This is a genomic window from Pseudomonas sp. lyk4-R2A-8, from assembly GCF_030209095.1.
In the GTDB taxonomy this organism is placed as follows: Bacteria; Pseudomonadota; Gammaproteobacteria; order Pseudomonadales; family Pseudomonadaceae; genus Aquipseudomonas; species Aquipseudomonas quebecensis.
The window spans coordinates 14846-37140 of the sequence record NZ_JARVSS010000032.1; the positions used below are offsets into that span (position 1 = coordinate 14846).

A 22295-nucleotide genomic window follows, 5' to 3' on the forward strand; every position below is an offset into this window, starting at 1 on the left:
TCGTTCCCACGCGGAGCGTGGGAACGATCAACGAACTCCGTTAGTTGGCGTCAAGCGGCAAGCTTCAAGCTGCAAGTAAGAGCGGGGGATGCCTGCTTTGCTTTAACTTGCCGCTTGAAGCTTTAGGCTCGAAGCTGGCCGATGTATCACCGTCCCAAATACACCTCGATCACCCGCTCATCGGCCTGCACCTGCTCCAGCGACCCTTCGGCCAGCACACTGCCCTGGTGCAACACGGTGACGTGGTCGGCAATCGAGCCGACAAAGCCCATGTCGTGTTCCACCACCATCAGCGAATGCTTGCCCGCCAGGCCCTTGAACAATTCGGCGGTGAATTCGGTTTCGGCGTCGGTCATGCCCGCCACCGGTTCGTCGAGCAATAACAATTGCGGGTCCTGCATCAGCAGCATGCCGATCTCCAGAAACTGCTTCTGGCCGTGGGACAGCAGCCCGGCCGAGCGCTGCACTGACGCGCTGAGGCGGATGGTGTCGAGGACTTCATCGATACGGTCTTTCTGCTCGCCGCTCAGGCGTGCTCGCAGGCTGGCCCATACCGACTTGTCGGTCTTCTGCGCCAACTCCAGGTTTTCGAACACGCTGAGGGCTTCGAACACCGTGGGTTTCTGGAATTTGCGGCCGATGCCGGCCTGGGCGATCTGCACTTCGCTCATGTCGGTCAGGTCCAGGGTTTCGCCGAACCAGGCGCTGCCGTGGCTGGGCCGGGTCTTGCCGGTGATCACGTCCATCAGCGTGGTCTTGCCCGCGCCGTTGGGGCCGATGATGCAGCGCAACTCGCCGACGCCGATGTACAGGTTGAGGTCGTTGAGCGCCTTGAAACCGTCGAAGCTGACGCTGATGTCTTCCAGGGTCAGGATGGTGCCATGGCGGGTGTTCAGGCCCTTGCCGGCGGCCTGGCCGATGCCGATCGCATCGCGGCCACTGCCCGCATCGAAAATAGGTTCAAGCATGACGTTCCTCATTTCTTCAGCAGCCCGATCACGCCCTTGGGCAGGTACAGGGTGACGATGATGAACAGCGCCCCGAGGAAGAACAGCCAGTACTCCGGGAAGGCCACGGTGAACCAGCTCTTCATGCCGTTGACCACGCCAGCGCCGAGCAGCGGGCCGATCAGCGTGCCGCGCCCGCCCAGGGCCACCCACACGGCGGCTTCGATGGAGTTGGTCGGCGACATTTCGCTGGGGTTGATGATGCCCACCTGCGGCACATACAAGGCGCCGGCCAAGCCGCACAACACCGCGCTCAGCACCCATACAAACAGCTTGAAACCACGCGGGTCGTAGCCGCAGAACATCAGGCGGTTCTCGGCATCGCGCAGCGCGGTCAGCACACGGCCGAACTTGCTTTGCGCCAGGCGCCAACCGATGTACAGGCTCGCCACCAACAGCAACACCGTGGCGCTGAACAGCACGGCGCGGGTACCCGGTTCAGTGATGCCAAAGCCCAGGATGCTGCGAAAGTTGGTAAAGCCGTTATTGCCGCCAAACCCGGTCTCGTTGCGAAAGAACAACAGCATCCCGGCAAAGGTCAGGGCCTGGGTCATGATCGAGAAATACACGCCCTTGATTCGCGAGCGGAAGGCAAAGAAGCCGAACACCAGCGCCAGCAACCCCGGCGCCAGCACCACCAGGCACAGTGCCCAGAGGAAGTGATCGGTGCCGGCCCAATACCAGGGCAATTCGGTCCACGACAAAAACGTCATGAACGCCGGCAGTTCGCTGCCGGCCGCCTGGCGCATCAGGTACATGCCCATCGCATAACCGCCCAGGGCAAAAAACAACCCGTGGCCGAGGGACAGCATTCCGGCGTAGCCCCATACCAAGTCCAGGGCCAGGGCGACAATCGCATAGCAGAGGATCTTGCCCACCAATGTCAGGGTGTAGGCCGAAACGTGCAGCGGGTTTTCCGGCGCGAGCAGGGAGCACAACGGTAAGGCCAGCAGCAGGATCAGGATGAGCGCGCCGACGGCAATCGTCACCTTGGGGCCGGCCTTTTGCGTGGCCGTGAGCATCAATGGCTGGTTCATCAGTCGATCACCCGTCCTTTCAGTGCGAAGAGTCCCTGCGGGCGTTTCTGGATAAACAGAATGATCAGCGCGAGGATCAGGATCTTGCCGAGCACGGCACCGATCTGCGGCTCAAGAATCTTGTTGGCGATGCCCAAACCGAAGGCCGCCGTGACGCTGCCGGCCAACTGGCCGACACCGCCGAGCACCACCACCAGGAACGAGTCGATGATGTAGCTCTGGCCCAGGTCCGGGCCGACGTTGCCGATCTGGCTCAGCGCCACGCCGCCCAGGCCGGCGATGCCGGAGCCGAGGCCGAATGCGAGCATGTCCACGCGCCCGGTGGGCACGCCGCAGCAGGCGGCCATGTTGCGGTTCTGGGTGACCGCGCGCACGTTGAGGCCCAGGCGCGTCCTGTTCAGCAGCAACCAGGTGAGCACGACCACAAACAGCGCGAAGGCAATGATCACGATGCGGTTGTACGGCAGCACCAGGTTGGGCAGTACCTGGATGCCGCCCGACAGCCATTGCGGGTTGGACACTTCAACGTTCTGCGCGCCGAACACCAGGCGCACCAGTTGGATCAGCATCAGGCTGATGCCCCAGGTAGCCAGCAGGGTTTCCAATGGGCGGCCGTACAGGTGACGGATCACCGTGCGCTCCAGCGCCATGCCGATGGCGGCGGTGACAAAAAACGCCACCGGCAGCGCGATCAGCGGGTAGAACTCGATGGCCGCGGGCACGTAGCGTTGCATCAGTAGTTGCACCCCATAGGTGGAGTAGGCGCCGAGCATCAGCATTTCGCCGTGGGCCATGTTGATCACGCCGAGCAGGCCAAAGGTGATCGCCAGCCCCAGGGCCGCCAGCAGCAGGATCGAGCCCAGGGACATGCCGCTGAAGGCCTGGCCGAGGATCTCGCCCAGCATCAGTTTGCGTTTGACCTGGGCCAGGCTGGTTTCGGCGGCGGTGTGCACGCCGGCATCGGTTTCGACGCCCGGCGCCAGCAGCGCTTCGAGGCGCGTGCGCGCCAGCGGGTCGCCGGTGCTGCCGAGCAGGCGCACGGCGGCCAGGCGCACTACCGGATCGGGGTCGACCAATTGCAGGTTGGCCAGGGCCAGGCTGAGGGCGGTGTGCACATCCTCGTTGGTCTCGGCGGCGACCTGCTGGTCGAGGAATTTGAGTTGCGCAGGTTGCGCGCTTTTTTGCAGGGTGCGTGCCGCAGCCAGGCGCACCTTGGGGTCGGCGGCGAGCAGTTGCTGGCTGGCTTGCACGTTGTCGATCAAGCCACGCAGGCGGTTGTTCAGGCGCACGGTTTTGGTTTCGCCATTGAGGGTGAGTTGGCCTTGTTGCAGAGCGTCCACCAACTCGATGCGCGCCGGGTCGGGCTGGGCAGCCCAGTCCTGCAACAGCTTGGCTTGCTGCGTCGGGTTGGCGGCCAGGAAGTCTTCGGCGTCGCCAGCGTTTGCCGCCAAAGGCAGCAACAGCAGGACTGTGACTATGAAACGGTGCAGGGCAGTGGGCATACAAAATGTCCTGATCTTGCGGGGACAGTGTGGGAGGGGGGCAAGCCCCCTCCCACATTTGGCCTGTGGTGGGGCTTAGTTGCTCTTCACCGCATAGTCCGGCTTCTTGTCATTGCCAGGAATGTACGGGCTCCACGGCTGCGCGCGGATCGGCTCCTGGGTCTGCCACACCACCGAGAACTGCCCGTCGGCCTGGATCTCGCCGATCATCACCGGCTTGTGCAGGTGGTGGTTGGTCTTGTCCATGGTCAGGGTAAAGCCCGACGGCGCGGCGAAGGTCTGGCCGGCCAGGGCTTCACGCACTTTGTCGACGTCGGTGGACTTGGCTTTCTCCGCCGCCTGCGCCCACATATGGATGCCCACGTAGGTGGCTTCCATCGGGTCGTTGGTCACGGCTTTGTCGGCGCCCGGCAGGTTGTGTTTCTTGGCGTAGGCTTTCCAGTCGGCGACGAATTTCTGGTTCACCGGGTTCTCCACCGACTGGAAGTAGTTCCAGGCGGCGAGGTTGCCCACCAGCGGTTTGGTGTCGATACCGCGCAGTTCTTCTTCGCCCACGGAGAACGCCACCACGGGTACCTCGGTGGCTTTCAGGCCCTGGTTGGCCAGCTCTTTGTAGAACGGCACGTTGGAGTCGCCGTTCACGGTAGAAATCACTGCGGTCTTGCCGCCGGCGGAGAATTTTTTGATGTTGGCGACGATGGTCTGGTAATCGGCGTGGCCGAACGGGGTGTAGACCTCTTCGATGTCCTTGTCCGCCACGCCTTTGGAATGCAGGAACGAACGCAGGATCTTGTTGGTGGTGCGCGGGTACACGTAGTCGGTGCCGAGCAGGAAGAAGCGCTTGGCGCCGCCGCCTTCTTCGCTCATCAGGTATTCCACCGCCGGGATCGCCTGCTGGTTCGGCGCGGCACCGGTGTAGAACACGTTCGGCGACATCTCTTCGCCTTCGTATTGCACCGGGTAGAACAGCAGGCCGTTAAGTTCTTCGAACACCGGCAACACGGATTTGCGCGACACCGAGGTCCAGCAGCCGAACACCACGGCGACTTTATCCTGGGTCAGCAACTGCCGGCCTTTTTCGGCGAACAGCGGCCAGTTCGACGCCGGGTCCACGACCACTGGCTCAAGCATCTTGCCGTTCACGCCGCCCTTGGCGTTGATCTCGTCGATGGTCATCAGCGCCATGTCCTTGAGGGACGTTTCAGAGATGGCCATGGTGCCGGACAGCGAGTGCAGGATGCCGACCTTGATGGTCTCGGCGGCCTGGACGGTCCAGGTCATGCCCATGGCGGCAATGGATGCCGACAGTGTGAAAGCCTTGATCAAGCTGCGACGCTTCATGGTGCGATCTCCGAGTACCCAAGTGTTGTTGTTGGACAGATACTCCGGTGATTGCAAGGGCTGTGCCCGCTTGGGCCAAGGCGTGAATACGGCGCTCTGCACCGCGTCCGCGGCCAGGCCCTGCACCGAATCGGCGCCTGAACCCGGCCGTGGTGCGGGGCCGGCACTGCACTGGTGCGTCGGCCCTTCCTACGTCATGCGCGCGCCGATCCCGGGTGCCCGAACCACCGCGACAGCACCAGGCGATCCAGCAGCCACACCGCAATCAACGAAGCGCCGACCAAGGGGAAGATAATCGCCAGCGCCAGCATGATGCCCATCGCGGTTTTCCACCTCGGCAGGTCATGACGCAGCGGTGGCACCCCGAGCCCGCCCTGGGGCCGGCGCTTCCACCAGATCACCACGCCACTGACGGCGCTGAGCAGAATCATCAGGCAGATCAGCAGCACGATCAGTTGGTTGACCCAGCCGAACATCTTGCCTTCGTGCAGCATCACTCCGGTCTCGGTGGCCCGTGCGACCAGGTTGTAATGCGCCCAGCGTACGTCGGCCAGGACCTTGCCGGTGTATTGGTCCACATGCAGGGTCGCGTCGTTGCGCGGGTCGTCGGCGAACACGGCGATGGTGAATACGCCGTCGGCGGTGGTGGGGAAGGTGATGCTGTAGCCGGGCTCGACCTGGCGCGCGGTGGCCAGGTCGACCACTTGTTGCAGGCTGATGGCCGGCGCTGCGGGGGCGGCGTGCATGGCGCCGTGGTTCATGTGTTCGGCGTGGTCGCCGGACATTGGCATCGGCGTGTTTTCCATGGCCCAAGGCACGGTCTGTTGCGTCGCGGTGTTGAGTACCCGTGCTTGCTGATCGGACTGCGGCACGCTGTTCCACATCGCTGCCGGGAAGCGGTTCCACAGGTCGGCGTATTGCTTGCCCCAGAAGCCGGTCCACGTCATGCCGCTGAGCAGCATCACCAGCAAGAATGCCGCGCCCCAAAAGCCGACCACCGCATGCAGGTCGCGCCAGAACAGCCGCCCGCGACTGGCGAGACGTGGCCACAGCACGCCGGCTGAAGACTTGCCGCGCGGCCACCACAGGTACAGGCCGGACACCACCAGCATCACGCCCCAACCGGCGGCGAGTTCTACCAAGCGATCGCCGGTGGTGCCGATCATCAATTCACCATGCAGCGCGCGGGCGATGGCTTGCAGATTGTATTGGGCGTCCTGCTCGCCGAGCACGGTGCCGCGATAGGGGTCGACAAACACCGTCACTTCGCGGCCATCGTTGTGCATCACAAACTGTGCGCTGCTGGTGGCGGTGGCCGGCGGTAGGTATTTGCTGATCTTGCCCTGGGGAAAGGCGGCTTGAGCGCGTTGCAGTTGCTCGTCGGCACTCAGCGCGTGCTCGGCGCTTTGCACCTTGAGCAGGTCGCCGTACATCAGCGGGTCGAGCTGGGGTTTGAACAGGTAGATGATGCCGGTCAGGGCCAGCAGCACCATGAAGGGGGCGACGAAGAGGCCCGCGTAGAAGTGCCAGCGCCAGGCCAGGTTGTAGAAGGAAACTTTTTGAGTGGTCATTGGGGGCTCCGCAAAGGCTTTGATTTTTTTGTGTCAGATACACCGCCATCGGGGGCAAGCCCCCTCCCACATTGGAATGCATTCCAAAATGTGGGAGGGGGCTTGCCCCCGATGCTTTTAGAAGCTCATGTCCACCTTGGTCCAAAGCGTGCGCCCCGGCTCCTTGATGGCCTGCGGATCGCTCGCCGGGTAGCCGAACCCGGCGTTGCCGGCCAGGTTCAGGTGCTCGGCGTAGGCTTTGCCGAACAGGTTGTCGACGCCAGTGCTGACCTTGAAGTTCTTGTTGATGCGATAAGCCGCGTTCAAAGAGAACACGCCGAAACCGCCGCTCCTGTCGTAGTCCTTGCCGACCACGTTGCCCTTGTTCGGGTCGATGCGGTTTTGCGCCGCCACCACCCGCCACAGGGCGCCGGCGCTCCAGTCGTCTTCGCTGTAGGTGAGGCCCAGTCGTGTATCCAACGGCGGCATTTGCGGCAGGGCCTTGCCGTCGCTGCTGTTCTTGCCCCAGGCGTAGGCCAGGGTCGCATCGGCTTTCCAGTGCTGGGTCAATTTGTAAGCCGCGCCCAGTTCGCCGCCCATGATGCGCGCGTCCACATTGCGCGCCTGGGAGGTGGTGCCCATCATGCCGGGCTTGTAATCGAACAGGATGAAGTCGCGCACCTGGCCGACGTAGCCCGATGCCCAGGCTTCCAGGTTGTCAGCTTTGTACTGCGCGCCGACGTCGAGCTGGGTGGTTTTCTCCGGCTTTACGCCCTCGAAGGCATTCACCGAGCCGACCGCGCCGGTGTTGGGCGAAAACAGCTCCCAGTAATCCGGGAACCGCTGCGAGTGGCCGAGCCCGGCGTAGACAGTAGTGGGGCTGTCCTCCAGGTCGTGCTCGTAGCGCATAAAGCCCGAGGGCAGTGTGTCGGCACGGGTGTCATCGGCGGTGGGGTTGGGCCGTTTGCTCATGCCCGACCCCGTGGTCTGGCGAAAATCCCTGGCCGAGGCGCGGTCCAGGCGCGCGCCGCTGACCAGGCGATCGCGGTCGGCGGCGTACCAGGTGAGTTCGCCGAACACCCCGTAGTTGTGAAAGTCGGCGTCCTTTTCGCGAGGCAGATTCTTGTAAGTATCGATGCCCATGCTGCTGCGCTGGCGGTGTTCGTTGGTCTGCGCGTCCAGGCCGCCGATCAACTGCACATCGGCCCAGCGCCAGGTGGCCTTGAGGCGGGCGCCTAGGGTGCGCCGGTCGACGTTGGAGGCCATGGGCCCGGCCATCATCCCGGTGCCCGACGGTGTGCGCAGGCTGTAGTTGTCCATCACGTGGTCGGCGTAGTTGTAGTAGACCTGGGCTTCGACCTTGTCCAGCACCTCGCCGATATTCGATTTCTCGAAGCGCAGGCCCAGGCTTTCGCGCAGGAACTGCGAACCGTCCATGCCGCGCCCGGCGTAGCGCGCTTGCCCGTCGCCACGGCCGGCGGTGAGTTCCAGCAAAGTGTCGGCGTCGGGGGTGAAACCCACCGCAACGTCACCGTTCCACTTGTCATAGCGCGAGGCGACCGTGTCGTTATTGCCGTCCTTGTAGTCATCGGCGTGAGCCTGGTTGCCGATCACTCGCACGTAGCCCAACGGCCCGCCGGCGGCGGCATCGACGACCTTGTCGAAGCGCCCGTTGGAACCGGCCAGCACACTGGCGTTGAGCCGCGTGCCCAGTTCGCCGAAATGCTCCGGCTCACGGTCGAACAGGATCGTCCCGGCCGAGGCGCCCGGGCCCCAGAGTACGGTTTGCGGGCCTTTGATCACGGTGAGAGTGTCGTAGGTTTCCGGCGAGATGTAGGAGGTGGGCGCATCCATACGGCCGGGGCAGGCACCGAGCATCATGCTGCCGTTGGTGAGGATATTCAGGCGTGAGCCGAACATGCCGCGCAGCACCGGGTCGCCATTGGTGCCGCCATTGCGCACCAGGGCGAAGCCGGGAATGGTCTTGAGGTAGTCACCGCCGTCACTGGCGGGCACCGGTTGGCGTGGATCTTTTGGGTTGGTGACCACGGTCAGCGGCGAGCTGGGGGCGATCGCGGTGATTACGGTAGGGCTCAGTTCATGCTCGTCGGCATGGACATGGGGCGCCAGCAGTGCACCGCATAAGGCGGCGAGCAGGGGGGTACTTCCCAAACGGGAGTCAGCAGAAAACCTGGACATGACAAATTCCATCAATCAATCGTAAACAACACGGCCAGCAGCCTGCGGCTGTCTGTCTAAAGTCGGCCGGGGTGAAGTAACGCGGTTAAGTGCTTACGTTGCGATGGGTGGCGCACGGCTGCGGGCGCCGGGGAAGATGCTCTGCCGGGCATGGCCCAGGCGCGTGGCGGGGGTGAGGGCGTTGGCCGGCGGCGGGGTACCGAGGGCCACGAATGACACGCTGCCGGGCAGCGCCGGGCAACTGAACAGCAGGTCGCAATAGCCGCATTTGGCCCACAGCGCGTGATGCTCGTCGGGGGCTTTGGGGTGATGGGAGTCGCCGTGGTCAGCGGGCATCTCCATGGGCATTTCCATGGACATACCGGCGTGATGATCCATCGGCATCGCTTGGGAAATCAGCGGACCGATAAAGATCATCAGCATGGCGAACAGGCTGATCCAACTGCCGCGCATCATGCGGCGGTGTGGAGATAGCCTGGCGCGGGGGGCGCCCATCGAGCTTCAGCCTATTGCGGGTGCTGGTGCTCGTGACTGGCCATGGGCGGCATTTTCTGCACTGACACTTGCACCTCGACCTTGCCTGCCTTTTCGAAGGTCAGGGTCAGCGGGAACTGTTTGCCATCGGCCAACAGGCTGCGATCCTTGAGGCCAAGCAACATCACGTGGTAGGCCATCGGGGCGAAAGTCAGGTCGCCTTTAGCCGGTACGGCCACGGTGCGCACCTGTTGCATTTTCATCAGGGCGCCTTGCATGACGTGCTCATGCAGCTCGGCCTTTTCCGCCACTGGCGTCTCGGCGCTGAGCAGGCGGTCCGGCGATTCGGCGGTGTTATGCACCACGAAATACGCGGCGACGGTGGGCGCGTTGGGCGGCAACTCCTGGGACCAGGGATCGCTGACCAACAAGTCGCCGGCCTTGTAGTCTTCGGCATTGGCAGCACTGAACACCGGCAGCAGCAACGCGGCCAGAAGCAGGGAAGATTTAAGCATGGCAGTTCTCCAGAACGGTTCTAAACGCAGTTCACTTGCGAAGAAGATCAGACCGTTGGAGAGGCGCGGGGGTTGAGGCTCGGCCATTGCTGGCGCGGGGTTGGGTTTTGCAATTGGGGTGGTGGCAGGTGCTGTGATGCAGTGAATTGCGTGAGGTACAACCGCGGCGCGTGCCCCGGCAACGCCACCAACGAAGGTGAGCCCGAGCAACACCAGCAATGCTGCATGGTGGAGTGATCGTCCTGCTGCGGCGACGGAATCTCCAGCTTGCCCAGGGCAATGGTCTTCAGGCTGGCGCCATTGGACGAACAGAAACTGCCCCACAGCATTTGCTGTACGGGGTCCTTGGACTGTTGCATCGCTCCGGCCAGCGGCATGGCAAACGCATTGAACAGCACTGCAAGGCAGGCGATCCAGGCAATTGCAAAGCGTTGACGGGCCATGGCGGACAATCCGTAGGGTTAAACGATCAGGCGGGTATTTAGCCTGATCGGCGGGGATAAGTAAAAAACCGTGGTGTGGTTTGGTGTCGCAGTGCCATCAGATCGCCGTGGCGTGAAGCTTGAGGCCCAGCGCTTTCATGACTTTCATGATAGTCGCGAACTCGGGATTGCCAGTGCTGGAGAGGGCTTTGTACAGACTTTCTCTGCCGAGGCCGGCGTCGCGGGCTACTTGGGTCATGCCTTGGGCGCGGGCGATGTTGTTGAGTGCTGAACGGATCAGCAGGCCGTCACCCGTATCTTCTTCGAAGCACGCTTCAAGATATTCGGCCATATCCTCGGGGGTTTTTAGGTGCTCTGCGACGTCGAAGTCAGTGAATTCATTCATGAGTTACTCCTTTTTTTCAAAGTTGTGATCGTTCCCACGCTCTGCGTGGGAGTGCCTCCTGGGACGCTCCGCGTCCCGCCAAGCGCTGCGAGTTTCGACTACTGCGCACAGATGACGCGGAGCGTCACGGGCTGCATTCCCACGCGGGAGCGTGGGAACGATCGACGCTCAGAAGCCGATGAACCTCGTTCCCACGCTCCGCGTGGGAATGCCTCCTGGGACGCTCCGCGTCCCGCCAAGCGCTGCAAGTTTCGACTCTGCGCACAGGTGACGCAGAGCGTCACGGGCTGCATTCCCACGCGGGAGCGTGGGAACGATCTTGGTCGCTGGCCGTTTGGCTGGTTATTCGTACAAGCAGAAATTTCCGACAAGGATTTGAGGTTGTCCCTAGGACACTCGGTCTCTAGTCTCCGTACACCGCTGCAAACGCAGCGGACGGGCGTCGCGGCCCGGATTGATTAAGCATTGCCTCCTTTCAGTTGACGCTTTTTTATCGTCTACTGTGTGGCGCTATGGTGGCTGTGCGCGGGATACCTTCGGGTATGCCGGCTTCCTTAATCTCCGGTCCGCGAACCTGCGCACAGCTGCCACCCCCATCGCGTCGCGGCGATCAATGGCAGCTCCACTTAGATTAAGGAGCTTCACAATGATCAAACCCACCCCCAATCCCCCCGTCCGGCTGTTCACCGTGGCCGATGGCATCAGCACCGAAGACCTGCTGGTCAACCTCAGCGAAACACTCGCCTCGGCCAATGCGCTGAGTTGCGACCTGGCGTTTGATCTGGAGGGCACGAAACGCGAGGAATTACTGGGCGTTGCGCAGTTGATTGAGCTGGCGCAGTTACTGGCAGATCGTGTGCACAGTGGTGTCGGGCAGGCGACAGCCACAAGCCGCTAGCACCACAGCAAACAAGGTGGGGGCTTGCCCCGATAGCACAGTGTCAGTCGCTGATTTGCTGGCTGAACCACCGCCATCGGGGGCAAGCCCCCTCCCACATTAGGTTTGTGGTGCTCAACGAGTGTGTATTGCCTGCAGCAGCGCTGACACCGTTGTGAATTCTCGATCCACCGCCGCCAACCCCGGCCGCTTCAAAACCAACACCGGCACCCCCCGTTCCCGCGCCACTTCCAGCTTCGGCTCGGTGGCCGTGCTGCCACTGTTCTTGCTGATCAGCACATCAATCCCACGCCGTTCAAACAACGCGCGTTCATCTTCGAGCAGAAACGGTCCGCGTGCGCCGATCACTTCACAGCGCTCATTGCCGGGGTACATATCCAGCGCGCGCAGTGTCCAGAATTGCCCGGCGGGGATTTCGTCGAGGTGCTGCAACGGTTCGCGACCCAAGGTGAACAGCGGCCGCTTGAACGGTTTCAATGCTTCGATCAACTCGGCCCAATCACTCACTTCGCGCCAATCATCCCCGGCCTGCGGCTTCCACGCCGGACGCCGCAGCGCCCAGCAGGGGATGTGACTCAACCGTGCAGCCTCGGCGGCATTGCGGCTGATCTGCGCCGCATACGGATGGGTCGCGTCGAGGATCAGGCTGATCCGTTCAGCGCGAACGAACCGGGCCAAGCCTTCTGCTCCACCGTAGCCGCCAACGCGCACTTGGCAGGTGAGGTCGGTCGGCACACGTCCCACGCCCGCCAGGCTGTAGATATGCTCCGGCCCCAGGGTCCGCGCGATGGCCAGCGCTTCGGTCACGCCGCCCAGCAGCAGAATCCGTTTCATAGCGGCTTGGTCACTTCAAGCAAGGTGATCGGCAGCGCCTGGCGCCACGTATCGAACTCGCCCAACGGCTGCGCCTGGGCCACGTGGATGCGCGTCAGTTCGCCGCCATGCTCCGCGCGCCAGTTCATCAGGGTCATTTCGCTTTGCAGGGTCACGGCATTGGCAACCAAGCGACCACCGGGGCGCAGCTGTTGCCAGCAGCTGTCGAGTACGCCGTCGCGGGTGACGCCGCCGCCGATGAAGATGGCGTCGGGCGTCGGCAGGCCATGCAAGGCGTCCGGGGCGGTGCCGCGTACCAGGTGCAGGCCGGGCACGCCGAGGGCGTCGCGATTGTGTTCGATCAAGTCCTGGCGGCCTGCGTCGGCTTCAATCGCCAGGGCCCGGCAACTGGGATGAGTGCGCATCCATTCGATACCGATGGAACCGCTGCCCGCGCCCACATCCCACAGCAGCTCGCCCGGCATGGGGGCCAGGCGCGCGAGGGTCATGGCGCGCACATCGCGCTTGGTCAGTTGGCCGTCATGCTTGAAGGCGCTATCCGGCAGGCCTGCCAGACGCGACAGGCGCGGCGTGTCGGGAGACGCCAGGCACTCGATGGCGACCAGGTTCAGATCCGCAGCCGACTGGTGCTGCCAATCCGCGGCCAGGCCGTCGATGCGTTGCTCATTCGTCCCGCCCAAGTGTTCAAACACGCTCAATCGGCTGGGCCCGAACCCGGCCTCGGTCAACACCGCAGCGATCAATGCGGGGCTGCCACCGTCATTACTCAGCACTAACAGGCGCACCCCACTGGCCAGATGCGCGTTGATGGCCGCGACGGGCCGCGCCACTACCGATAATGTCACCACGTCCTGTAACGGCCAGCCCAAACGCGCGGCGGCAAGGGACACCGACGACGGCGCGGGCACAATCAGCAACTCTTCAGCCGCGATCTGTCGCGCCAGGCTCGCGCCCACGCCGTAGAACATTGGGTCGCCGCTGGCCAGCACACACACCGGCGTACCGCGCCGCGCCAGTACCGGTTCCAGGGAGAACGGGCTCGGCCACAACTGGCGCTCACCGCGAATGCACACCGGCAACAGGTCCAACTGGCGCTGACCCCCTATGATCCGCGTGGCGCGCAACAAGGCATGCCGGGCATTCCTGCCCAGCCCCTTGAAGCCGTCTTCACCGATGCCTACTACCGTCAGCCAGGGCGACATATTGATTCCTTGAACGACATCCGACGGGCAGGCTTTTCATGCCGCCGGACAAAGCAGGCATAATACCGCGCCTTTACCCGTGAACCGGTAGCCCCGTGAACCCAACGCCCGCCCTGAACACCTTGCGCCCCTCGGCTTGTCCGGGGTTGCTGCGTATTGTCCAGGCGCTGGATGGCGGCATTTGCCGGATCAAGCTGGCCGGCGGTTCGATCAGCGCGGCCCAGGCCCACGCCGTGGCTGACGCGGCCCAGGCCTATGCCGGCGGGGTGATCGAGGCGACCAACCGCGCCAACCTGCAGATTCGCGGGATCGGCGCCGAGCAGGATGCCCTGATCGCGATGTTGCTGGCTGCGGGCCTGGGCCCGAGCAACGCCGCCGGTGACGACGTGCGCAACCTGATGCTCAGCCCCAGCGCCGGTATCGACCCGCAGATGCTGTTCGACACCCGCCCACTGGCCGGGCAGATCCTCGCCACGCTGGAGAATAATCCGCGCTTTCATGCGCTGTCGGCCAAGTTCGCCGTGCAACTGGATGGCGGCGAGGCCCTGGCGATGCTCGAACATCACCACGACCTGTGGTTATCGGCATTCGTGCGCGAGGGCGAGACGTTGCTCGCGTTTGGCCTGGCAGGTTGTCCGGGCCTGGACGCACCCCTGGCCGCCGTGCGATTGGACCAAGCGCACGCGTTGGTAGTGGCCGTCCTCGACGCGTTCCTTGACCTCGCGACCCCAGAGCAAACCCGCATGCGCCATGTGCGTGTGGACCACCTGCTGAGCCATCTGCGCCTGCCACTGCTGCCGATCGACAACTTCAAACGCCCAGCCAGCGGCGCCTTGTTGCACCTTGGCACTTATCCACAGCCTCAAAAAAATCAGTTTTATGTCGCCGCCGTCGCCCCCTTGGGCCGCCTGGATTCGACGATGCTCAAGGGCGCCGCACAACTGGCCGGCGACTATGGTGACGGCACCTTGCGGTTCACCCCCTGGCAAGGCGTGCTGTTGCCCAATGTCGAAAAGCCTCATGCCGTGACCGAACGCCTGGCGCAATTGGGTTTCCTCGGCTGCGCCGATCAACCGCTGGCCCGCATGGTGGCCTGCACCGGTTCCAGCGGCTGCGGCAAAGCCCTGGCCGACACCAAGGCCGACGCCATGCAACTGGCCGCGCAGGCACCCGGCGTTGAGGCGCACCTGTCCGGCTGCCCACGTTCCTGCGCCGCCGCGCACACCGCGCCGGTCACCTTGCTGGCGGTGAGCCCCGGCCACTACGACCTCTATTTTCGCGATGCAGCCCACCCAGGTTTCGGCCGGCTGCACGCGCGCAACCTTTCCATTGAAGCGGCGGGCGCCGTGCTGCGCGCTCGTCCACGGAGCAACACCGATGATTGATTACATCCGCGACGGTCAGGAGATCTATCGCAACTCCTTCGCCATTATTCGCGCGGAAGCCCGGTTGGAGCGGATCCCGGCGGACCTGGAAAAACTCGCGGTGCGGGTGATTCATGCGTGCGGCATGGTCGATGCCATTGACGGCCTGCAGTTCTCCGACGGCGCCGGCAAGGCCGGACGCGATGCGCTGGCCGCCGGCGCGCCGATCCTGTGCGATGCGCGGATGGTCTCCGAAGGCGTGACCCGCACGCGCCTGCCGGCCAACAACCCCGTGATCTGCACCCTGCGCGACGACAGCGTTCCCGAGCTGGCGCGAGAGTTGGGCAACACCCGCTCCGCTGCCGCCCTGGAGCTGTGGCGCCCGCATCTGGCGGGCAGTGTGGTAGTGATCGGCAACGCACCGACGGCGCTGTTCTACCTGCTGGAAATGCTCGATGCCGGCGCACCGAAACCCGCGTTGATCCTGGGCTTCCCGGTGGGTTTCGTCGGCGCCGCCGAATCCAAGGCGATGCTCGCGGCCGACAGCCGTGGCGTGCCGTTTGTGATCATGCAAGGCCGCCTGGGCGGCAGCGCCATGGCCGCCGCCGCGGTCAATGCACTCGCCACGGAGGTCGAATAATGCCGGCACGCGGACGTTTGCTCGGCCTGGGCGTCGGCCCCGGCGACCCGGAGCTGATCACCGTCAAGGCTTTGCGCCTGCTGCGGGAGTCGCCGGTGGTGGCGTACTTCGTGGCCAAGGGCAAAAAGGGCAACGCCTTCGGCATCATCGAAGACCACCTGGTGGCGCAGCAGACCCTGATGCCGCTGGTGTACCCGGTGACCACCGAAGCGCTGCCGGCGCCGCTGTCCTACGAGCAGGTGATCAGCGATTTCTACGACACCGCCAGTGTCGAGGTGGCCGCGCACCTGGAAGCCGGCCGCGATGTCGCGGTGATCTGCGAAGGCGACCCGTTCTTCTACGGCTCCTATATGTACCTGCACGACCGTCTGGCCGAGCGCTACGAAGCGCAGGTCATTCCGGGCGTGTGCTCGATGCTCGGCGGCGCTTCGGTACTTGGCGCGCCGCTGGTGTATCGCAACCAGAGCCTGTCGGTGCTCTCGGGCGTGTTGCCCCATGACGACCTCAAGCGTCGCCTGGCCGATGCCGACGCGGCGGTGATCATGAAGCTGGGCCGCAACTTCCCCAAGGTGCGCCAGGTACTCGAAGAACTCGGCCTGGCCGGGCGTGCGCTGTACGTGGAGCGCGCCACCATGGCCAACCAGAAGATCGTGCCGCTGGATCAGGTGGAGCCGATGTCGTCGCCGTACTTCTCGCTGATCATCGTGCCCGGTGAACGGTGGCAAGGGTGATGACTCCAGCGATTGTCATCCTGGGCCAGGGCAGCCTGGCCACGGCGCGCAGGATCCAGCAGGTTTACCCTGGGGCGCTGATCCACGGCCTGTCGGGGCGCGTTGCAGGTGCGGACCAGGCCTACAACGAATTCGGCGCCACACTGCGCGAGCTTTACCGGCAAGGCACGCCGCTGATTGCCTTGTGCGCGGCCGGTATCGTGATCCGCACCCTGGCGCCGTTACTGCTGGAAAAAGGCGAAGAGCCCGCCGTGCTGGCGGTGGCGGAGGATGGCAGTGCAGTGGTACCGCTGCTGGGTGGCCTGGGCGGCGTCAACGGCATGGCGCGCGAGATCGCGGCGGCGTTGAACGTGGACGCGGCGATTACCACCAGCGGTGAGCTGCGCTTCGGCACCTGCCTGCTCAACCCACCCGCAGGTTACGAACTGGCGGACCTGGAGTTGGGCAAGCGCTTCGTGTCCGACTTGCTGGCGGGCCAAAGCGTGCGTATCGAAGGCGCGGCGCCGTGGTTGGATCAAGCGAATCTTGCGCAGGACCCGCAAGCGCGGTTGGCGATCCATGTGGGCAGTGCCGCGCGCGCCGCCGTTGCCAACGAATTGCTGATCTATCCGAAAAACGTGAGTGTGACCTGCAAGCCCGGCGCGCAGTTGGCCGAGCGTGTGCGTGCTGCGTTGCATGACGCGGGCATTGCCGTGCAATCGCTGGCGTGCCTGCTAGCCAGCGAAACGCACATGGCCGAGGCGACGTTGCATGAAGCGGCATCGGCACTGGCTGTGCCGCTGCGTTTCGCCAGCATCCGGCAGGACGCCGACCTCGTGATTCAGGTTGCCGAGCATCCCCTGGACCTGTCCCAGGTAGGGCGCCAGCGTGGCCGTCTCGCCGTGATCGGCCTGGGCCCCGGTGCGGCCGAGCTGATGGTGCCGGCGGTCAAGGCTGAATTGGCGCGCTGCACCGACGTGTTGGGTTATGAAACCTACGTGCGCATGGCCGGGCCGTTCCGTGACGACCAAGTGCAGCACTGCACCGATAACCGTGAAGAAATGCAGCGCGCACGCCATGCGTTCGAATTGGCCGCCAGTGGCCGTTCGGTGGTGGTGGTGTCGTCCGGCGACCCGGGTGTGTTCGCCATGGCGGCTGCGGTGATCGAGGCGTTGCATGACTCCAGCGACCCGGCCTGGCATCAGGTCGAGCTGGAAATTCTGCCGGGCGTCTCTGCGTCCCTGGCCACCGCCGCCCAGGCCGGCGCGCCGCTGGGCCATGACTTCTGCGTGATGTCGCTGTCGGACAACCTCAAGCCGTGGTCGATCATTGAAAAGCGCCTGGACCTCGCCTCCCAGGCCGACCTGGCGCTGGCGTTCTACAACCCGATCTCGCGGTCGCGCCCGTGGCAATTGGGCCGCGCCCTGGAAATCGTTGCGCTGCACCGTACGCCGCAGACGCCGGTAGTGCTGGGTCGCGATATCGGGCGGCCCGGCCAGACGCTGCGCGTCACCACTCTGGGTCAACTCACCCCGGACCAGGTGGACATGCGCACCATGGTGCTGATCGGCTCTTCCACCACCTGCACATTCGCGCGGGCCGATGGCGGTACCTGGGTGTACACACCGCGCTGGTATGGCGAAAAGCCCGGCGCCTGAGGCTGCATGAAAGCTCCGATAAACCCTGGGTGATCGCCTGGTGTTTTCGGCGCTTTTTTCTTTTTGGCACAACGAAAACCGGAACGTCCAGTGAGCTGCCCCGTAATTGCGGGGCAGTGTTTTGCGCTGGCTGTGCGCAAGCGTTGTTTGTCGTATGGCAACGCCGCCGAGCCCTGGACTAGGGTGAAAGCAAGCCCCATGTGGGGTGCTTGTGGAGAACTGAAATGGAGCGACATCACAGAAGGATCAATACGGCAAAGCGGCGCAAGTTGATTGCCGCCTACAAACTGCCCGGCGCACCGGGAGCGCCTGTCACGCAGGTGTTGGACACCGACGAAGACAGCAATGCGGCGGTGGTCAACAACGGCGTGATTTCGTTTGCCGAGGGCCTGTCGGGGCTTAACCGCGAGTACATTCGCAAAAGCTACCTGCTGGCCAGCAGTTACGTCAGCGATGTGTTGAATATCCAGCGCGGCAGCGAAGCCTGGTATGACGAATTTATCAAGGTGATGATCAGCCTGGGCTGGCTGCCGGTGCGCAGCCGCTTCGAGCGCGTCTCGAGTTCCGGCAGGGGCCTGACGGTGCAACTGGCGGCACTGAATCTCATCGCCACGTTGCTGGCGTCGACATCGCTGTCCGGGCCGCTGCTGGCCGCGCTGCCGAAGCTGGCCGCTGATGCACTGGAGGCCTTGAAGCAGCAACCGGCGTCTTTCGAGCTGTTCAAACGCAACAGCATGGTGCATCAGGGCGGTGATTTTGGCCTGGCGTCCTGTGCCGAGTCGGACGGTGAATTGACCATGGTGCTGGTGACCTACAGCACCCAGGGCGCGAGCAAACAGGTGGGGCTGCCGTTCCTGGAATGGGACAGCTCGTCGTTCGAGGCCTTCAGCGGGCAGACCTGCCTGGTGTTGAATACCTCGGTGGTCAACGAAAAAACCATCCGGTTGATGCGCGAGAGCGCCGGCGACAAGGTGCACTTGGCGATTGCCAAGTACCGGATCTAAGGCACCAGATAACCGCGCACGCCGGTGAAGATGATTTGCGCGGCGAGGGCGCACACAAACAGGCCCATGAGGCGGCTGACAATCTGCAGGCCCTGGTCACCGAGAATGCGTTCGATACGGTTGGACAGATACAGCACCACACCCACCGTGAGGCTGGCCAGGGCGATGCTGAGGATGGCAGTGAGTTTGTCGTCCCAGTGCGGCTGGCTGACGCCCATCACCAGCAGCGCACCGATGGTGCCGGGGCCGACGGTGAGCGGGATGGTCAGCGGCACAATGGTGACGTCCTGCTGCACGTTGTCGGTCTGCACCGCCGACTTGCCCTGGGCCATGCCCAGGGCGGAGATGAACAACACGCTGCCGGCGCCGATGCGAAACGCGTCCACGGTAATACCGAACACACTGAAAATCACCCGGCCGAACAAGTAGAGCAATACGCTGGAAACCAGGGTCGCCAACGCCACTTTCCAGGCCAGGCGCCGCCGTTCTTTGCTGGAATAACCACGGGTCAGGCTGATAAAGCAGGACAACACGAAGAACGGGCTGTAGAGCACCAGCATCTTCAGGTAAACGCTGAATAACACGTGGAGCATGGGGGTGGCTCGCAACAGTAAAAGTGGGGAGAGTCTAACAGGCGACACAGAGCAATGTGGGAGGGGCAAGCCCCTCCCGCATTGCAATTGCATTTCAAGTCAGGACGGGGCGTGTTCGGGCCGCTGTTGGCGCTGCGCCACCCAGAACTCCACCAACTCGCGCAACTGCGACAACTCCACCGGCTTGGCCATGTGCCCGTCCATACCGGCCTGGCGTGCACGCTCTTTGTGCTCCGAGAGGATATGCGCAGTGAGCGCCACCACCGGCGTGCGGATGCGTTGGTGGCTGACTTCCCACGCACGCAGTTGCTGGGTGGCTGAGAAGCCATCAAGGATCGGCATTTCGCAGTCCATCAACACCAGGTCATAGCGCTGGGCTTTCATCGCCTCCAGCGCTTCCTCGCCGTTGCTGGCGGTGTCCGGGTTGAGGTTGAGTTTGCCGAGCATGCCGCGAATTACCTTGGTGGAGATGCTGTTGTCTTCCGCCACCAGGATGCGGAAGTCGCTGGGCACCGTGACTGCTTCCGGCGCGTTGGGGGCGGGGCGCGGCGCAATGTTGCCTTTGCTGCGCTGGGTCAGTTCGTCGGCCAGGGTCGTCTTTAAGGTATAGCCGGCCACCGGTTTGGCCAGGATGCGCTTGATCCCGCAGTTACGCGCGATGATCTTGCTGGGCGCATTGCTGATGCCGGTGAGCATGATCAACAGAATGTCGTGGTTCAGGCTCGGGTCTTCCTTGATCTTGGCCGCCAACTGCATGCCGGTCATGCCGGGCATGTTCTGGTCCAGCAGCACCACATCGAAGTAATCACGCAAGTGCGCCTTGGTGCGCAGCAGCGCCAGCGCTTCCTTGCCCGAGGGCACGGCGCTGACGTTGAGGCCCCAGGCCGAGCATTGTTGCACCAGCACTTTGCGACAGGTGTCGTTGTCGTCCACCACCAGCACGCGGGCGCCTTTGAGCGGGCCGTCGAGGTCGGAAGTCGGGTGCTCCAGGCGCTCGGGGTCCAGGGGCAGGGTCAACCATAAGGTGCTGCCCTGATGGCTGCCGCTCTTGATGCCGAATTCGCCGTTCATCAACAGGATCAGCTGGCGAGCGATCACCAGCCCCAGGTGGCCGCTCAGGCGCGTGGCCGAGAGGAAGTTCTTGCTGTGCAGTTCGCTGTGCAGCAGGGCTTCACGCTCGGCGGCATCCATCGGTACGCCGCTGTCCTGCACGGCGATGCGCAGGCGAGGCTTGGTGCTGCGGTCGTCCAGGGCCACCACGATCAGCACTTCGCCTTCATCGGTTTTATGCAGGGCGTTTTCCAGCAGGCTCAACATGGCCTGGCGCAGGCGCGTCGGATCGCCGCTGATGACGCGGGGTACCTGGGGCTGGATAAAGCTGATCAGCTCGACGTTCTGCTGCTCGGCCTTGGCGCGGAAGATACTCAGGCAATCGTCGATCAGCGCGTTGAGGTCGAACTGCACGTCGTCCAGTTCGATCTGGCCGGACTCGAGCTTGGAAATGTCGAGAATCTCGTTAATCAGCGTCAGCAGTTCGTTGCCCGCACTGTGGATGGTTTGTACGTAGTCGCGCTGTTTCACCGACAGCGGCGTGCCGAGCAGCAGTTCGGTCATGCCCAGTACGCCGTTCATCGGTGTGCGGATTTCGTGGCTGATCTTCGCCAGGAACTCGGCCTTGGCGGCGATTTCGGCATTGCTGGCGGCCAGGTCGCGGCTGAGGCTGAAACGTGCCTCGACAATGGCACGCTGACGTTCGCCCAAGGCCAGGCTCATCAGCAGGCCGCTGATGCAGATAAAGGCGAGCAGCGTCACGATCAGGCCCTGGGGCGATACCATCGTCAGGCCCAGCAGTGCCGGCAGGATGATCAGGGTGCCGATATTGAAAACCACCATGCCGGCCACGAACAGGCGCGCCGGACGGTAGCCTTGCTGCCAATGGTAGGCCGAGACGAACAACATGCTCAGGCCCGCCAGGGCCACCAGGACGTAGGTGATGATATTCAGCGGCAAGGTGTTGACGAACAACAGCAGCAGGCCGCACAGCACGATCAGCAGGATGTCGGCCATCAACAGCCGGTTCAGCATGTGAGGGCCCAGCGGCATGAAGAAGCGATAGGCAAACATCAGGCCGCACGGCGCCGTCAGCAGCAGGGCCAGGTAGGCGCCAGGGGTTTGGATCGCATGCCAATTGGGCAGCCACGGGCCGACCAGGTTGAGCAGCAGCGCCAGGCTGAGCATCAGTAACGTTTCGCAGGCCGCCAGCCACAGGCTGCTGCGCGAGCGGTGGTAGGCGAAGCGCGTGAGGTTGTGCAGGATCAGCATCAGCAGGCAGCCGAACAGCAGGCCGTAGATCAGCGTCTGGGTCTGGTCGGCGGCCGCCAGTACGGCCGGTTCAAGGGTGATGTAAGGGCGCAGCTCATGTTCCGAAACCAGGCGCAGGTAGACCTCGAGCGGTCTCTGGCTCTGCGGCAGCGGCAGCATGAAGTCACTGCTGGGCAGCGGGCGCTGCGCCTGGGGCTGGCGGGTGCCGGTGTTCTGTTGTTCCACCAGGGTGTCGCCGTCGAGCACGTAGAGGCTCAGTTGCGACAGGTCCGGGGCGAATACCCGCAGCACCTGCTCGTGCTTGCCGGGTTGCAGCTTGAAACGCACCCACAACGCACCGTCCGGTTCCGCAGCGGTAATGCGGTCCAGTTCGATGGGGCTGAATTGATTGGTGTAGCGAGAGGAGCGGATGTCGCTCAACTGCAGATCGGCCTGTTCATCAAGCAATACTGCCCAGCCACTGCCTTGCGCGGCGGCCTGGGCCGGGAGCAGGCAGAGCAGCGTCAGCAGACTGACAGTGAAACCTATGGCGATCCTGAGCCAGCGCACGGCGAAATCCCTTCGTAGGTTGATGCACGGGTTAACTATGCGCGGCAGGCCTGTATACGGCAAGGGCC

The 22295-nt window shown here is 63.7% G+C and carries 20 protein-coding genes; 6 read left to right on the forward strand and 14 right to left on the reverse strand.

The window, feature by feature from the left end:
• Nucleotides 1–146: 146 nt before the first annotated feature.
• From urtD to QRN10_RS22895, 10 genes are all read right to left on the reverse strand, one after another.
• On the reverse strand, nt 147–980 hold the full coding sequence (gene urtD, locus QRN10_RS22850; RefSeq protein WP_285429210.1) for an urea ABC transporter ATP-binding protein UrtD: 834 nt from the start codon (nt 978–980) through the stop codon (nt 147–149).
• Nucleotides 977–2044, reverse strand: a complete 1068-nt coding sequence (urtC, locus tag QRN10_RS22855) for an urea ABC transporter permease subunit UrtC (protein ID WP_253510228.1) — start codon at nt 2042–2044, stop codon at nt 977–979. Before urtC ends, urtD begins: the two co-directional genes overlap by 4 nt.
• Nucleotides 2044–3546 carry an urea ABC transporter permease subunit UrtB gene (gene urtB / locus QRN10_RS22860; protein ID WP_285429211.1) on the reverse strand — a complete coding sequence of 501 codons (1503 nt, stop codon included), beginning with the start codon at nt 3544–3546 and terminating at the stop codon, nt 2044–2046. Before urtB ends, urtC begins: the two co-directional genes overlap by 1 nt.
• Nucleotides 3547–3621: 75 nt before the next feature.
• Nucleotides 3622–4887 carry an urea ABC transporter substrate-binding protein gene (gene urtA, locus QRN10_RS22865; protein ID WP_181080909.1) on the reverse strand — a complete coding sequence of 422 codons (1266 nt, stop codon included), beginning with the start codon at nt 4885–4887 and terminating at the stop codon, nt 3622–3624.
• Nucleotides 4888–5081: 194 nt separating this feature from the next.
• Complete coding sequence (locus QRN10_RS22870) at nt 5082–6458, reverse strand: PepSY-associated TM helix domain-containing protein (RefSeq protein ID WP_285429212.1); 1377 nt, start codon at nt 6456–6458, stop codon at nt 5082–5084.
• A gap of 117 nt (nt 6459–6575) precedes the next feature.
• Nucleotides 6576–8636 carry a TonB-dependent copper receptor gene (locus QRN10_RS22875; protein WP_285429213.1) on the reverse strand — a complete coding sequence of 687 codons (2061 nt, stop codon included), beginning with the start codon at nt 8634–8636 and terminating at the stop codon, nt 6576–6578.
• Nucleotides 8637–8729: 93 nt separating this feature from the next.
• On the reverse strand, nt 8730–9131 hold the full coding sequence (locus tag QRN10_RS22880) for a DUF2946 domain-containing protein (RefSeq protein ID WP_181080906.1): 402 nt from the start codon (nt 9129–9131) through the stop codon (nt 8730–8732).
• An 11-nt stretch (nt 9132–9142) separates the two neighbouring features.
• Complete coding sequence (locus QRN10_RS22885; RefSeq protein ID WP_253510236.1) at nt 9143–9625, reverse strand: copper chaperone PCu(A)C; 483 nt, start codon at nt 9623–9625, stop codon at nt 9143–9145.
• Between the two features lie 47 nt (nt 9626–9672).
• Nucleotides 9673–10068 carry a DUF2946 domain-containing protein gene (locus tag QRN10_RS22890; RefSeq protein ID WP_285429214.1) on the reverse strand — a complete coding sequence of 132 codons (396 nt, stop codon included), beginning with the start codon at nt 10066–10068 and terminating at the stop codon, nt 9673–9675.
• Between the two features lie 97 nt (nt 10069–10165).
• Nucleotides 10166–10453, reverse strand: a complete 288-nt coding sequence (locus QRN10_RS22895; RefSeq protein WP_253510240.1) for an addiction module antidote protein — start codon at nt 10451–10453, stop codon at nt 10166–10168.
• Between the two features lie 646 nt (nt 10454–11099).
• Between QRN10_RS22895 and QRN10_RS22900 the strand changes: the two genes are divergently transcribed.
• Entirely contained in the window at nt 11100–11351 is a 252-nt protein-coding gene (locus tag QRN10_RS22900) for a DUF6124 family protein (RefSeq protein WP_285429215.1), read from the forward strand.
• 114 nt (nt 11352–11465) lie between these two features.
• Here QRN10_RS22900 and QRN10_RS22905 read toward each other — a convergent pair whose 3' ends face one another.
• Both QRN10_RS22905 and cbiE read right to left on the reverse strand, forming a co-directional pair.
• Nucleotides 11466–12185 carry a cobalt-precorrin-6A reductase gene (locus QRN10_RS22905; protein ID WP_285429216.1) on the reverse strand — a complete coding sequence of 240 codons (720 nt, stop codon included), beginning with the start codon at nt 12183–12185 and terminating at the stop codon, nt 11466–11468.
• A complete protein-coding gene (cbiE, locus tag QRN10_RS22910; RefSeq protein WP_285429217.1) occupies nt 12182–13387 on the reverse strand; it encodes a precorrin-6y C5,15-methyltransferase (decarboxylating) subunit CbiE in 1206 nt (401 codons plus the stop codon). The genes QRN10_RS22905 and cbiE overlap by 4 nt, the downstream gene beginning before the upstream one ends.
• Before the next feature lie 95 nt (nt 13388–13482).
• On the opposite strand from cbiE, the gene cobG reads away from it, so the two are divergent.
• The 5 genes from cobG to QRN10_RS22935 all read left to right on the forward strand — a co-directional run bounded on the left by cobG (nt 13483) and on the right by QRN10_RS22935 (nt 18763).
• Nucleotides 13483–14772 carry a precorrin-3B synthase gene (gene cobG / locus QRN10_RS22915; protein WP_285429218.1) on the forward strand — a complete coding sequence of 430 codons (1290 nt, stop codon included), beginning with the start codon at nt 13483–13485 and terminating at the stop codon, nt 14770–14772.
• Nucleotides 14765–15391 carry a precorrin-8X methylmutase gene (locus QRN10_RS22920; protein ID WP_253510248.1) on the forward strand — a complete coding sequence of 209 codons (627 nt, stop codon included), beginning with the start codon at nt 14765–14767 and terminating at the stop codon, nt 15389–15391. The genes cobG and QRN10_RS22920 overlap by 8 nt, the downstream gene beginning before the upstream one ends.
• Complete coding sequence (locus QRN10_RS22925; protein WP_285429219.1) at nt 15391–16122, forward strand: precorrin-2 C(20)-methyltransferase; 732 nt, start codon at nt 15391–15393, stop codon at nt 16120–16122. Before QRN10_RS22920 ends, QRN10_RS22925 begins: the two co-directional genes overlap by 1 nt.
• Nucleotides 16122–17759, forward strand: coding sequence for a precorrin-3B C(17)-methyltransferase (cobJ, locus tag QRN10_RS22930; RefSeq protein ID WP_285429220.1), 1638 nt, complete (start codon nt 16122–16124; stop codon nt 17757–17759). The genes QRN10_RS22925 and cobJ overlap by 1 nt, the downstream gene beginning before the upstream one ends.
• A 224-nt stretch (nt 17760–17983) precedes the next feature.
• Entirely contained in the window at nt 17984–18763 is a 780-nt protein-coding gene (locus tag QRN10_RS22935) for a hypothetical protein (protein ID WP_181080894.1), read from the forward strand.
• On the opposite strand, the gene tspR is transcribed toward QRN10_RS22935, so the two are convergent.
• Both tspR and QRN10_RS22945 read right to left on the reverse strand, forming a co-directional pair.
• Entirely contained in the window at nt 18760–19356 is a 597-nt protein-coding gene (tspR, locus tag QRN10_RS22940) for a type III secretion system genes modulator TspR (RefSeq protein WP_003171467.1), read from the reverse strand. The genes QRN10_RS22935 and tspR overlap by 4 nt on opposite strands.
• Nucleotides 19357–19455: 99 nt before the next feature.
• Nucleotides 19456–22227 (reverse strand): hybrid sensor histidine kinase/response regulator, encoded by a 2772-nt coding sequence (locus tag QRN10_RS22945; protein WP_285429221.1) that lies wholly within the window; start codon nt 22225–22227, stop codon nt 19456–19458.
• Nucleotides 22228–22295: the final 68 nt, after the last annotated feature.